Origin of the sequence: Phyllobacterium sp. UNC302MFCol5.2 (assembly GCF_000686005.1) — a bacterium.
GTDB classification, from domain to species: domain Bacteria; phylum Pseudomonadota; class Alphaproteobacteria; order Rhizobiales; family Rhizobiaceae; genus Phyllobacterium; species Phyllobacterium pellucidum.
Map to the genome: position 1 here is coordinate 143,389 of NZ_JMLL01000011.1, position 13,868 is coordinate 157,256.

The 13,868-nt window shown below is 56.4% G+C and carries 13 protein-coding genes; 4 read left to right on the top strand and 9 right to left on the bottom strand.

Annotated elements, in window-relative coordinates:
* Positions 1-582: 582 nt before the first annotated feature.
* Entirely contained in the window at positions 583-1,581 is a 999-nt protein-coding gene (locus BR48_RS24450) for an AraC family transcriptional regulator (protein WP_051614905.1), read from the bottom strand.
* A gap of 304 nt (positions 1,582-1,885) precedes the next feature.
* Here BR48_RS24450 and BR48_RS0111975 point away from each other — a divergent pair, with 304 nt between their 5' ends.
* The 4 genes from BR48_RS0111975 (at position 1,886) to BR48_RS0111990 (ending at position 4,543) form a co-directional block, all read left to right on the top strand.
* A complete protein-coding gene (locus BR48_RS0111975) occupies positions 1,886-2,086 on the top strand; it encodes a hypothetical protein (RefSeq protein ID WP_155810867.1) in 201 nt (66 codons plus the stop codon).
* A gap of 267 nt (positions 2,087-2,353) precedes the next feature.
* The gene (locus BR48_RS0111980; protein WP_027231510.1) at positions 2,354-2,731 is read left to right on the top strand and encodes a hypothetical protein; all 378 of its coding nucleotides are present in this window, start codon (positions 2,354-2,356) and stop codon (positions 2,729-2,731) included.
* Positions 2,732-2,868: 137 nt separating this feature from the next.
* Positions 2,869-3,471, top strand: coding sequence for a thermonuclease family protein (locus tag BR48_RS25500; protein WP_027231511.1), 603 nt, complete (start codon positions 2,869-2,871; stop codon positions 3,469-3,471).
* Positions 3,472-3,622: 151 nt separating this feature from the next.
* The gene (locus tag BR48_RS0111990) at positions 3,623-4,543 is read left to right on the top strand and encodes an ATP-dependent Clp protease proteolytic subunit (RefSeq protein WP_027231512.1); all 921 of its coding nucleotides are present in this window, start codon (positions 3,623-3,625) and stop codon (positions 4,541-4,543) included.
* Between the two features lie 103 nt (positions 4,544-4,646).
* Here the strand turns inward: BR48_RS0111990 and BR48_RS0111995 are convergent, their stop codons facing one another.
* The 8 genes from BR48_RS0111995 to BR48_RS25505 form a co-directional block, all read right to left on the bottom strand.
* A complete protein-coding gene (locus tag BR48_RS0111995; RefSeq protein WP_027231513.1) occupies positions 4,647-5,222 on the bottom strand; it encodes a recombinase family protein in 576 nt (191 codons plus the stop codon).
* A 372-nt stretch (positions 5,223-5,594) separates the two neighbouring features.
* On the bottom strand, positions 5,595-7,070 hold the full coding sequence (locus BR48_RS0112000) for an AAA-like domain-containing protein (RefSeq protein WP_027231514.1): 1,476 nt from the start codon (positions 7,068-7,070) through the stop codon (positions 5,595-5,597).
* Complete coding sequence (locus BR48_RS0112005; protein WP_197030351.1) at positions 7,071-9,632, bottom strand: DpnII family type II restriction endonuclease; 2,562 nt, start codon at positions 9,630-9,632, stop codon at positions 7,071-7,073.
* Positions 9,633-10,202: 570 nt separating this feature from the next.
* Positions 10,203-10,637, bottom strand: a complete 435-nt coding sequence (locus BR48_RS24460; protein WP_210165011.1) for a hypothetical protein — start codon at positions 10,635-10,637, stop codon at positions 10,203-10,205.
* A gap of 190 nt (positions 10,638-10,827) precedes the next feature.
* Positions 10,828-11,154, bottom strand: coding sequence for a hypothetical protein (locus BR48_RS0112025; RefSeq protein ID WP_027231518.1), 327 nt, complete (start codon positions 11,152-11,154; stop codon positions 10,828-10,830).
* A gap of 114 nt (positions 11,155-11,268) precedes the next feature.
* On the bottom strand, positions 11,269-11,568 hold the full coding sequence (locus BR48_RS0112030; protein ID WP_155810868.1) for a hypothetical protein: 300 nt from the start codon (positions 11,566-11,568) through the stop codon (positions 11,269-11,271).
* 751 nt (positions 11,569-12,319) lie between these two features.
* The gene (locus tag BR48_RS0112035) at positions 12,320-13,297 is read right to left on the bottom strand and encodes an MT-A70 family methyltransferase (protein WP_245273453.1); all 978 of its coding nucleotides are present in this window, start codon (positions 13,295-13,297) and stop codon (positions 12,320-12,322) included.
* The gene (locus BR48_RS25505) at positions 13,287-13,673 is read right to left on the bottom strand and encodes a ParB N-terminal domain-containing protein (protein ID WP_197030353.1); all 387 of its coding nucleotides are present in this window, start codon (positions 13,671-13,673) and stop codon (positions 13,287-13,289) included. Before BR48_RS25505 ends, BR48_RS0112035 begins: the two co-directional genes overlap by 11 nt.
* Positions 13,674-13,868 lie beyond the last annotated feature (195 nt).

Here is a 13,868-nt window from a genome sequence, read left to right on the forward strand (position 1 = left end):
CTCCCAACACTCTGATTAAAAACAAACGCTCGAAAGCGATTTCTTCTAGGCCTTTGCGCAAAGCCTTCCCCCGCTTGGGATCTGGCTGTCCCATCGGGCCCAGGGGCCGCCTCCATGAAAATGTTGGCTTTCTTAACAGCCTCCACAACACTTGTCGCGCATGATGTGGGCAACGGCGATGTAGGCGTAGAAATCGGGGTGCATTTCGTCGCCGGTGATGACCGTGCGCTTTTAAGCAAGTTTCATTTACACAGACCGATTGGATCTTCACGAGCATGCTCGCGGATGTCTGGAATTGGCAAAACCTGCGTTAGTCTCAGTTCGCCGTCTCCGCTGTCGCGAAAACGAACTGATCGCCGCTCGCTGGCCATAGGATGGGCGAACGACGCGGTTGACACCCTGGGTGCGCAAACTAAGTATCGAACTAGCAGAAATGACCGACATGTTCGCGCCAGTGGATGTTCAATTCGCAGTATCTGGCGGGCTCTCTCAATAAACAACAAGCGCCCTGGTTGAAGTTGTTTGGTTGTTGAAAGCCAGTCAGGCGATGGCCGGCTCCACATCATACCGACTCGGCAAGCCTCACGCTGGCCACGGACGACTGCGAAATGCCGAAGGGCTCTTGCCGGTCCAGCGTCGGCACGCGTGGGTAAAGGCGCTGGGCTGTTGGAAGCCAAGCCGCCACGTGATGTCCGATGCGCGCAGCTTTTGTTCCAGATAGCTTATGGCGAGATCGCGTCGCATCCGGTCGAGGATTTCTCCAAAGCTCAATCCCTCGGCCGCCAGCCGCCGCGCGAACGTCCTCTCGCTGAGGTTTAGCTTCTCGGCCACCGTCTTTGCCTGCGCTTTACCGTGCGGCAGAAGCGGCGTAATGGCGTTCTCGACGTCGGTCCGGAACGGACTGATTCCGGGTGCGTGTCGCACAAGTGCATCCTCGCAACTCTTTACCATCAGATCGCTGAGATACGGGTCATAGCCCAGCACAGGCAAGTCCATGACGCTCGCGTCGAAACGTATCTCGTCGCCATCCGCGTCGAAGCTGACCTCGCATCCGAGAAACTGCTGGATTTTTCGCCCGTCCGCGCGATGGTGCATGAATCGTGCCGAAAGCGGCACGACCCTCTTTCCGACAAGCTGCCGGCAAAGCCGAACGATCGTGACCGCAAAAGACTCCATCAGATGCCGATCGACATGGCGAGGCACTCCATTGTAAAAAAGTCCGACGCGACCGCCCAGACCCTGGACGATCCTCAGGTCCAGCGCTTCATTGGCAATGCGCTCATACCGATCGAGGCGCTTGAGTGCGTCGCCAAATCGCTCCGATGACGCCGCCACATAGTAAAGCATGCCGAGTTCGCGCAGGTCGAAATCCGCTGCAAGCGTAAGCCCGAGCCAGTCGTCGTCAAGAGCAAGCGCAACGCGCTCCAGAAACTCGATCGCCGCTCTGACCTTGACCCGTTTGTGGCTGGCAAGCGCAGCCTCTGACAAACCGGAGCGCACAAGAAGGGGAGTTGAGTCAATGCCGCGGCGTTGAAGCTCTGAAACCGCCAAGTGAACAGCCAAGCCTATTGACGTTGGCATCCCATCGTTCTCCAGCGTTATACAAAAGCTAGCTAACCGAAAATCATGCGCATGCGATCTAACCGCAGTATGAGCGCTTTGGCAGCTCAGCGCAACTTCTGGGAGCATTGCGATCGGCAGCAAGCTGAGATCTGATTGGCGTCTTACCCCAAGACTTTGGCATTCAAACGCAAGCAGGATTGTTCTCGAATTGATAGGAAAATCCCGCACTCAACAGGTGCTGGACCCCAACCTTGGCGCAAATTCAGCAGCCGGCCGTGTTGTCGCTGTAAATTTCTTTGCGCCAGAACGAAAGGCAAAAAAAGTGAAAACCCCTATCGCGTCCATCGCATTCGCATTCCTCCTATCAGGTCAGGCTTTCGGCTACACCTGCACGCATGACGTCGGACCGGACAACGGCAATACCGTCACCTGCGAGCAGGCGCAATCCGATCTCAAGAACGGCATGTCAAAGCTTGACCGTGACCATGACGGTTACGCGTGCGATCGTCAGTGCGGTGATTGATCCTCAGGACCTAGATCGAACAAGTCAGGTAGCCAAACCGATCGCGATCAACACACCGGTGGCAAGAGACCCCAAGGGGCTCTTGCCGAATCGCAAATCAGTATCCTCCCATAGGACAGAGACGCGTCTGATCGCAAGAAATTGGCAGCCAGGAGCAAGCAACGGCTTAGGTTGAGTGATAGCAGTGCCCGCATGAGCAGGCCCGTCGAACCGACGCTTGCTTAAAATGACGAACAAAGGCCCGTTTTGGGCAGGAGCAAATACCAAATGGAGAAATTCATTGTTGCGTTGTCGGCGTGCGCCGTCCTCGGGGGTTGTGCGTCACGCGCTGACAGCTTAGCGCCGGCGTACACTTCAGCGCTTAGCTATCAATCACTGTCGTGCAAGCAACTGGCCTCGGAGGCGACTGAAATCTCGTCTCGGGCCGCTGCAGCTGCCGGTATGCAGAACCAAAAAGCAACCGGCGATGCCGTCGCTACGGGTGTCGCATTGGTTGTGTTCTGGCCAGCTTTGTTCTTCATAAAGGGCGACGGCGCACAGGCGGCCGAAGTCTCCCGGCTTAAGGGCGAGATGCAGGCTATCGAATCGATGTCTCGCCGCAAGGGCTGCGGTATCGTTTTCAATGCCGGCCCGAAGAAATTATAAGATATCTGCAGGCGAGGAACATCCCAGGAATAGAAGCGTCGGACCCCATCTCGAGTCCAGCTTTTAATATTCCGCGGTATTCCGCAGCGTATCGCCGATATGACGAATGGCAATGTCGTTCAGATGGTGGCGGCCGAATGATGCGCCGGATCATCACTGCATTGGCGCTAGCGGTCACACTAGCCGCCAATAGCACGGCCAGCGCCCGCAGCCACGTCGTCATCATTGACGGTGACACGCTGAAGATCGACAGCAAGACCATCCGCATCGCTGAGATTGACACGCCGGAAACCTTCCGGTCGCGCTGCGAGAACGAACTGGTTCTCGGCCTCAAGGCCAAGGAACGGCTGGGGCAGCTAGTGCGCGGCGCTGCTGACGTAACTTATAACGCAACGGGCGTCGACCGCTTCGGGCGCACGCTGGCTCACGTCTTCGCTGGCAGCGTCAATGTCGGCGAGGTGCTGATGCGCGAAGGCCACGCACTGCGCTATGAAAAGGGCAGCGGGGCCAGGGCGGCGCGGCTGAAGGTCTGGTGCGGTCCGCAGGCCGAACTGCCTCGACATATGCTGGTCGAACAGATGGCGGCGGCGCACGAAAAACCGAAGACAGAATCGGACGCGACTGTTCATTACCCGAATTGCGCCGCTGCTCGGGCCGCTGGCGGCACACCGATCCGCGTCGACGAGCCGGGCTATTCCCGTAAGCTTGACCGCGATGGCGACAGCGTTGCCTGCGAATAGGGAATCCAAAATGGTCGTTGGGATCCGGCAAACTTGATGACATCGGGTATGAACGTTGCCTTGCTGCTTCTCTCCCGACCGTCAGTCACCACCACGTCACGGAAATAATGGCATCTGCCAAGAAATAGAAAAATAAAAGGGGCGCCAAAAAATGAAACGCATTGTAGCGGCCTTCGCCGCCGCAGCATTGGCCAGCACCAGCCATGCTGCAACCTTTACTTCTATCTCAGATAAAATATTGCTCATGGATGGCGAGATCGTCGAAGGCGATAACGTGCGACTGATTGCAGCTGTTACCGCCGCCAATGAGGCGGGCAACGCCATTCAATCGCTGCTGCTCAACTCGCCAGGTGGCAATGTCGGCGCTGGGGTAAAGCTGGCCTATGCGGTGCATCTGCTCGGCCTTAAAACTGCCGTAGCGAGTGGTGATCGCTGCAACTCAATGTGCCCGCTGGTGTGGGCCGCAGGAGCGAAGCGCTACCATATGGCAGGCGCGCGTATCGGCGTACACTCGGCGTCTTCCTATCAAGAAGCCCCGGAAGGCGATGAAGTCACGCCCTACGAGGGTGAATCAGCCAAGGCAACGACAATTGAAATGGCGCGGCTTGCCAAACTTTATGGCATGCCTGACAGCGTCATTGCCAAGATGGTCACCACTCCCGGCGATCAGATGGCGTGGCTTAACAGCGATGAAGTGGCAGGTTTCTCCGAGTTCATCAGCGATACGCGGAAAGAGGTGGCAATGCGCCCGCCGACTACCACTGCAGCTATCGTGCCTGTACTGCCCAGGCCATCCTACGTGCCGGATCGCAGCGATTGGACGATGACCTGCCAATCTGCCACCTCTGGCAAGACTTACAATGTATCGCTGATCACCAATGGCAAAATCGTCGTTGGTCCCAACACCTATAGCTTTGACGGCAATTGGGCGAAGAACGGTGCTGGCTCATATCTGGCCAAGGGCAAGACGCGCTATGGCCATTTCGTCGCCGTGTTCCATTCGACCAGCCCGCAGCCCTACATCGCCTTTGTTAACAACAAGGGCGAGCGGGTCAAGGACTGGTGTCGCTGATGGCCCGCTGGGCATAGCCAGCTTCTTGCCCACCCCCTCTATCTCATAATGCAGTTACCGCACAAATGACCGCGCGGTTTCTAGCCGGACTGTGCCCGCAGCCCTACCCCGCATTATCGACGGCGGAAGCTTCGCTCTTTAAAACATTCTGCACCGTGGCCACGCTGAAACCGACGCTCTTCGCGATCGAGCGAAAGCTTTCGCCGGCCGTCCGGCGCGCCTGTATGTCGCTGGCGATGGCGTCCGTAACCGATTTCGGCCGGCCGCCTGTCCGCCCCTCGGCCTTGGCCCGTGCGATGCCTTCCATTTGCCGCTCGCGCCGGATGGCGGTCTCAAACTCGGCAACGGCCGCAAGAACCTGGAGCTGAAGCTTGCCGGCCGGCGTCGTCATGTCAAGGCTTTGGTCAAGCGCCTTGAAGGCGACGCCCTTGCCCTGCATTTCCCGAACGATGTTGAGCAGATCAATGGCCGAGCGCGCCAAGCGATCGAGTTTCGTTACCAGGAGCGTGTCGCCCTCCCGCACATAGTCCAGGCACTTTTTCAGCTCGTCGCGCTCGCGATCGACGCCTGAGCGCTTTTCCTGAAAGATTTTGGTGGCGCCGGCAGCTTTTAGCCGTTCCACCTGTCCCGCATGATCCTGCCCGACGCTGGACACGCGCGCATAGCCGACAATCGCCACTTCCGTACACTTTCCTTTTAGACAACACTGAACACGGTATTACTGTACGCAAAGAATACGCGCAAGAAGCTATGTGCTGGAAAGTGTACCTTTGTGTACAGGGCAGTTCTGTAGCAAGGCTGCGCCGCAAGCTAGTTAGACCACCATGAAGTTACTCGTATTGATAGGAACTTCCGGTAAACATCCGCGCTGTGGGCGTGAGCGTTGAATGGGTGCCATCACTCGAAGGGCTGCGGGCGGATGCTAGCGATCTGGCTTCTGCGGAACATCCACAGAGGTGAATCGCCTTCGGCTTCATCAGCCCATTGATCACGGCCATTAAACTCACTGCCGGATCGAGATAGCATTCAGTGAACACACGTCGTTCGTTTTTTAAGGAAGGTCTCTCAGCAAAATCTCGTGCAAATTCGCTGCCGATCGAGCTTCTGGTTCGAGATCGGCATCTGCTCGGTAATTTTGCTGCGCGACTGACGGATGAATCAAGTTTCTCCACTGCCTGAGTGCTTGCGGCGGATCAAAGCCTCCACCGCCCCCGGCTTTCTGCCCGACCTTGATCAAAGTCACCAAATTCCAACTTGATGGATCGTTTGGGCTTTCCCGTCCACCCAAGGTTAACCCAGCTGCTGAGATTAGGGTCGGAAGCGTTCCTGCCGGTTGGCGCTGCATCAGGTCGAGTAGCATAGCTTCGAGCGACCCGCCAAATCCTGCGAGCGCAAGCCGATTGGCACCTGATCGATATGACGCGATGGCCCCCTTATGGGCTGACCAGGCAATCTCACGAAGCTCAACATTTTGAACCTTGTTGAACGCCGCTAGCACAACAGGAAACATCGGCGCTAAAGCGGTCGCTTGAGCTCTACCTCCCAATTGTGGACTATTGGCAGCTATCGTTGAATAGAGTTGGTTGCGGAAGACAAGGTTGCTTCCCGACCTTCGCGCGAGACCCAGCACCTGCATGTATCTAAAATCAGGATCTGCCGCTTCTACCGGCGCTGCACCATCACGAACCATCCTCGCGCCAATGGCGGCAAGACTTGGCTCGGATAGCATCTTCCGGAAAAGATCTATTATATGATCTGACTCCCCCGTGCGAAGGTGCGTAATCTCAGCATCGAGCACCCTTTGCAAGTCGTCGCATCCTTGCAGTCTGCTTAGTAACTTTTGGACTAAGAACGGCTGTCCACCGACCTCTTCGTAAATTTTCGCTGCAAGATACGTCTCCTTTTCACCCAGAATTTCGCGGGTCAGCTCGTTTACATTCTCGGAGGTCAGATCGTCAGAGTCGATACGCTCACAAACGTTGAAAGGTGAATTGGCAGCGTCGATTAATGTTTCTGGGCGAAATGTGCCCGCAAAAACAAAACGCAGCCGTGCCGCTGTATCTTCTGGCCTCGCCGTGGCGCGTCGGCTCGAAATAGCGCGGAGCTGGCCATAGAATGCGTTGCGCCAGGCAACATTAGAGATATTTGATGCCTCATCAACGAGAATGACTACTGGTGATCTGCCCGGCGCGAGAGCAGCTCCGAGTAGCACACCGATGTCTTGGCTATTGATCTGTGCCTGTCCGTTGGTGCCAAGTTGCTGGCGGACCTCCGTGGCGACCCAAGCAGCGAAATCCCCGTAGCTCTGTGGCGCCGGAGCAGCTTGTAGGTCAACAAGCGCGGCCTGTACACCATTGTCGATCAATGAGCAGCGCAATCGGACTAAAGCGGACGTCTTTCCGTGCTGTCGCGGGCCGAGGAGCAGTGCCCAGCGGTCCGCCATGAGTTCGCGCTGCAGCTCGCGCTCGAACGACCGTTCAATGTAAGTAGTATCGTCGAGTGGAACTGGTCCTTGTAGGTGCGCCATTTACCACGACCCCTCTTTCTGTTCTGCAGTGGTGCGCCCAAAGTAGGACTGCGCCTCATTGAACCATGCTGCGCGTAACCGAATCTCGCCATCTTGTTCGATAGTAATGCCATATAGCTGCAACATGCGGAGCGCATTCTCGAAGCCGCCCGCACCAATTGTCGGATGGATGATCTTCAACTCGCTGATCAGTTTGCCTGGGGCAATAGGCGCTTGAGCAACAACTAAGCTAATTTCACGCTCAAGTGCATTGGCCTGCCCCCAGTACGTATTGAGATAGTGCTCAGCAAATTGATATGTTTCAGCCACCTCCACGATGTCGTCGACACTTAGTTGAAGCTCCTGCCGATTAGCCTGGGCGTCCAGCCGGCGTACTAAGCGATCACCGAGGTATTGCGCGATTTGGGGGTGACCACTTGTCAATCGCCAGGCTTCCGCTCCAAAGCGATTTTCATCAGCAATCCGAATACCAATTGCCTTAAGAGGCTGAATAAGCAGCGATGTAGCCGCGTCTTGCGTCAGCTGAGCCAACGCTAGCGGGCGACAAAAATTCCAATGCGGCGATTGTGGATCCCAGATTCGCTGCGCGATGGTACGTTCACCGGAAAAAACGAACTGTGCGGCTCCTTCTTGCGACAATGAACGACATGCTCTGAAAAACGCTTCTGGAACGGAATCATCTGCATGCGTGCGATCCCACTCAAGTAACTGATCAATTTCATCAAGCAGTATCACCACAGGCTTTTCAGAACCCGCACCGAGTGCGCGCACTAGTCCTCCAAGGTGTTGAGGACGAAAGTTCTGTTCGGTCTCAACACCCCATTCCGATTTTGCAAGCGCTGCGAAATCGTACCAGGTCTTTACGGTCTGACAGTCACCGAAGAACGGGAGAAAATTAGCGGCAAGTAGTTCCTGACGTACATGGCGAAGGAGAGACGTCTTTCCGATGCGCCGACTTCCAAGCAGCGCGACACTGTTGGTAGAAATAGTCCCTATCACAGTAGCCCCTTCCGCATCTCGCCCGTAAAACATTCGTTCGGGTGTCGCATTGCTGAGGATGAACGGACTAACTTTGGTGAGATCTGACTGATCCAGTACCGCGCGGTTAATGATCCCAAGAGGGTTAGCTCCCCGTGCGATCTGCCGGAGAAGATTGGGCCCGATAACAACAATATTCATCGGAAGAACGGCTTGCCGCTTTCGGTGAGCCTCGATCTCGGTCCCGGTTAAATCTCGATTGGCAAGTAGGATCGCGAAGGCAGCACCCGGCGACAGCTCAAGCGCGTGGCGGGAAATTATACCTCGAGCGTCCGGTGTAAGGCCTGCACCGTGAGCCGCCGCGACTAACCTACCGGTGAAAGGCGGCGAATCGGGCGTCGAAAGAACCGTCCAGGTTACCTCGCTCTCATTTTCTGTCCGGTCCGCTTGCCAACCGAGGCATTTGCCAAGCAATTCGAGGGCACGTCGGCTATCAAATCTGGCTGACAGAATTCGCGCCTCTTGGGAAAGATCCGGATGTTTCCAGCTGAGTGTGTCACCTGTGCTAGAGAGTTTTAACGCCAGCGCGCGATGACCTTCAGCGTACCGCGCAAGCGCCAAGACCGCAGGCCCTTTTGCAAGCGGCAACTCGTCGGCTGTGATTATGTCATGAGAGTCAAGCGCGCCACCTATCAGAAGTGATATTGCTGCGGCATCGAGTGTTTCTGGCGGAGGTTGTTGGGCCGAAGCAACAAGCGCGGTTCTGAGCGCTCCCTTCCGCGCCTGCTCCAATGTCATCGGATAGCGCACGCTTTCGAAAAGCTGCAGTAGAGCGCGGTCAGACGCCTCAGCCATCCCTTGCCCGTCGGCAATGAGAACAAGGACCATCCCATATTCGGCTAATTTTTGCTGTAGAATTGGGTATGTTACGGAAAGGTCGCGCTGCTGTCGGCCTCCTGACTGGTTTTGGAAAACAGTTGCGATACCAGCTATTGGACGCCCTTCGATAGCGACAACATAGTCAAGAGAGCGCCTCAGTGCCACGTCGCCAAAAGCATCGTTCTGAACCCGCACCGCTTGGGCGAGTTCGCCTGCGGCCGCTTGAATGGCTTCAGTTACAATCTTGCTAACCTCCGCGCCAAAGCGGTCGCCCGACCTGAATCTTCGGCGGAAGCTATCCTTATAGACCTCAGCAATGGTCAAAAGGTCAATGACCGGCGCCTGGGTCGCCAACGCCTTGCCGAGACCAATATGAATCAGCTGCCGCGCTAAATGCTCACGACCGATACTCGTCCTCGGCACTGATTCGCCAAGGCCCCACTTAGACACCTGCGAGCCGCTAGTGTTAAATGCTACCAGGCTAAGCGCGACATCGTAAATTCTCGGATACTCTCCAAGTGCCTGCGCCAGCCGATCTACGCTTATACCTTCCTCACTATTGCGTATCGCTTCAAGCTGGCTAGCCGCCTCTTTGGCACCAGCCACCCCAGCGTTCACTGAATCCCAATCTATAAAATCGCGCTCGGACAACAGGATCGATGTGATGCTGTCCCGAAATTCCTGAATTGATTCGGAGGTTCCCACTTGTACTAACCTGATTTTACCGAGTCGTTTGCGTGTCTTCAAACTGTTATTCGACACTGCATCCGCAAACAACGTTTTCTTTGGACAGGGGAGCCGCGCAAAAAGCAGAATTCGTCGGCTGGAGTTCAAGCATGCCTAAGATAGCCATCTGTTGTAGAGCTTGCCGGCGGTCGAAATAACCAGCCTTGACCAGCGCGTCGGCGATCTGCGAGAGTGGCCGCTTCTTTGCCATTTATTCGGATAGCGGTGCAGCTTTTGTGTTAGCGCGATCCTCTTCTCCACCGGCATTGTCTTCTCAAACTCAAAATCGGCACCGAGCACCCGTCGGATCAGTCGCGCGGTGGCCGGTCGGCAACGAATTGTGTAATAATGCACAGACGGATGCCAACAAAATTGGACAGATGTCAGTGAAGGGTGTGGATCTCCCTCTCGGCTGCCGCAATGCGCCATGCCAACTCAAGTGCCTCATCGGCAGCAGCCAAGTCGCCATGTTTCTGTGCTTGGGCGGCTATTTCCTTCAAGTCGGCGATTAACCCGGCCCGAGTAACCGGATAGGCGCGTGTGGCTGTTTTACGGTTCGTCATCGAGGTAGATCACACCCGGCTCCCATGTTGAGGCCTCCGCAATAGCGGGCCGTTCGGCGACGGTTTCGTCGGCGGCAAGCGTCTTCAGGCGTTTTTCCTCCCGGATCGGCTTGAGCGGCTTAGGGTCTTTGCCTGGCTTGGGCAGCCTAAGCGGGGTGGAAAACTGCGCCGTCCATTCTTCCAGGCTAAGTTCAAGCACTCTTGTCGGCAGCGGGGCGGGACGATGCATGATCTCAAGCGGCCGTGGTGACTCAAGGCCGAGCAACCTGGCCTGTTGGGTGATGGCAGCGACCATGGCCGAAGGATGGTTGCATTGCTTTGCGAAAACAATGACTTCGTCAAGTTCGGCGACCAGCGACGCAACCGTTTTTTCCGTCCGTATTGCTGCCTTCCCCTTCAACTCCGCCACCCTGATCGCCACCTTAGTATTTCTTAGTAGTTTACAAGCGTTCACTTCAGCTGCGTTGCCAGTGACTTTGTATGCCTTAGCGTAGGCGTGTGAAGCCGGTCGCCCTTGAACCACGGCTCGGGCGAACGCCTCCCATTTCGAATTTGACAGCGTTGGCATGACTTAAAATACAACGCCTCATCAATGAGCGCCAGAGCGTTGCCTACTGCCGGCATTGAACATCCCGAGCTTCTGGGTCACCATAGGTTTCACTTGCGAGTTCATAAAAATCGCCGAAGCCCAGAGCCTTACTGGCGTTATTATAGGCTCCTAGTTCGCCGTGCTCTGCCGCGTTGCGTGGAACATTTTGATTAAACCACTCCGACATCGTAGCAAAAAACTTACGAACCTCTGTGGTCCCGCACTCGCGCATATCCTGTAGTCCCAAGAGATAGCCGCGTTCAATGTCGCTGAGGTCACGATCTGCCAGATCAAACTTGGACACCTGCTCATCGACAAACATTTGTAATTGCAAATTCAGAACAGACATAACTTTCTCCTATTTCCGTTGTTGTAGCTTCAAAACCTCAGTGATCAGCGGAGGATGTCTTACCTTTCCCTCCTTTGGACGTAGCATTGAACTCAATAGATCTCGCATGGCCATCTACTCCTTTCGTCCGATCGTGGGCGTCAGCATTGCGAGCCGAACCGTGGCGGCACCCGCGCCGGGTTCGGCGATTTCAGCCGCAACGGCCATATCGCGAAGATCTGCATCGAGCCGATCCATGGCCGAGAGGTAGAACTCTATTCCGCCCTTCCGCAGGCCTGCATCGAGGCGCTCGAAAGCTTCGTTCTCACGGCGTTGCTCAGCGGTGATGAGTGGGCGGTCGAGCCGGGTAGGTTTGGGGTTGGCGACACTGCCCTTTTCGGCTTCAGCGCACGCTGCTTGGATTAAAGCCGCCACCGGCGGCTCCAGGTGGGGATCGCCAACGGGAGGGAAGCCGGGCGCGCTTGCCCTCACAGCAAGAGCGCGGCCCGGCTGACGGGTATTTCCAAATGCACTTTTTGCTTCGCTAAATACAGGCGCGCGGCACGGCCCAGCCGCTTGAGGGGCGGCCGGCCGCGCGCCTGTATTGGTTCTTACATTGGTTTTGTTCGGCAACTCCCGAACAGTTGGCGGGTCACTTTCCGAACAGTGACTGTTCAGGTGTTCCCGAACGGTTGGCGTACCCGCACTGTTCGGTTGTCCCTGAACAGTCGACGGGCCTGCACTGTTCGGCTGTCGTTGAACAGTTCGTGAACGCGTCCTAGCCTCGAACTCGTCGACGATTGCCTCGATGCTTCTCCAACGCGCCCGATAGCTCGGACGCTTTCCCTGTCCTGCATTGACATTGTCGAAGAGCCGATCGGGCTTGCTTGGATCACACAGAATGGCAATGGCTGACTGCACGGTATCGAGTGTGCAGCCGGTCTCCACTGCCAGCCGTCGCATGCCAGGATCACAGCGGCCGTTGCAACCGTGCATGTGGTCGATCAACGCGGCGCCAACCCGGCGCTGGCTATTTGAAAGGCACGGCTCGATCGCCAAAGCTTTATAGGCAAGTGGCTTGCCGGTCAGCTTTCCGCGATGTTCCTTTCTGGTCACAATCTTCTTGCTACCCAGGAGCGAGCTCGCTGATCGAGGAGGTCCAGACGTTGACCACATGTAACCGCTCCTACACCGCCACCCAGGACGCCGGCACTTCATCGCCCCAAATTTGCCATCCATGTCTTATTTTCCGGGCGAACAGTTCGAGGTAAGGGCCCGGGACGAGCCGCTCGATGCGGGAGGCGACCTCGTCTGGTTTCGCGCTGTGTTGGCCCCGCGGTGCCATGATGACTTGAGCCACACCCATATCTAGCCGCTTAGGCGATCCACGCGTTGCCAGAAGGCACACTTCAGCATTAGCGCGCGTCCAGTAACCCATCCCTGTGTCAGGCTCACCAGACTTCGTGGATTTTATCCACACAAAGCCAACAGTCTTATAAGTGAAGCCCCATGCGTCGATAACCTTGAGTGCGCCTGGCAACTCTGGCAGCACCGCCCATAAGAACAGCACACAGTCCCTTGCGGCGACGGCTTGTACCGTGGGGCCGAGTGCCATGATCTTCGCTAGAGGCTGCGTGTCATAATGGCTATCGGCCGACCGACGCTTTCCCTTGCCGCTATAGACCTCGAATGACCAAGGCGGATCACAATAAATGACCGCGGCGCGGTAGCCAGTTTCCGCCAGTGCCGTAAGATCATCCACTGTTCCGCCGGATATTCTGCGCGCATCGTAGGCTTCCCTCGCGCGGGCAATTTTCAGTCGCTTGAAAACTGGGTCAACGCGCCCTGTACGGTCCATCTCCTCGACGAGGGGGCCATAACGTTGGGGTTCGTCTCGAGCGGCGTCGCAGACAGCTTCAATCTTTTCGAGGTTTCGGCCAGAAGTTCCACAGATTTCACCGAGTTGATCGCGAATGCGTCCAACCTTCGTGTTGGGGGGAAATTTTCCCGCGCCACCATTGCAACGGTCAACCAACGCAGCTGCACAGAGCTGGCGCACCTTGTCCATTTCGCTCGGAAGCAAATCCTTGCGGAACAAGTTCTCGGCGATCTCCGCCTGCAGCTCGAGAGGCAACTTTGCCAATATGCTGGGATCAACGGGCATTGGATGTCTCAAAGACGCGAACCGGGATATCGGCCAAGCCCAACTTTTTGCAGGCTCGCAACCGACGCTCTCCGGCAATGAGGCGACCATCAGGAGAAATGACTATTGGATGAAGCAATCCTATAGTGGCGATTGAGGCGGCGAGGCTGTCGATATCGCCAAGGTCGTTTCTAATCCGCGGGCCAACTATGATGGCATCGACGGGCAGCGAATCGACGGACACATCGGCCACTGCGTCGTCTTTGTAGACAGCAACCGGATGCAGTGAAGCGTCCTTACGGATGTCGTCCGCCATCTTGGCGGGTCGACCGGGCTCGAGGGGTGGAAACAGGCTGGTCGCTGGGTGCACTTCGATAACGTCGCGCCAGGAGGTCATGATCATAATCCCGCCGCGTCGCGTGCAGCCGCGGCTTTGTGAAGGCAAGCAACCAACTCAAGGCGCCGCCAGCGGTTTATATTGGGCCCAACCTTTAAAGGCTTGCAGTAGCGACCTGCCTTTATGCCGCGCCACAGTGTCGAACGGTGAATTGGAGAATTAACACCACCAATAATCTGGCAGGCGGAAGCCTCA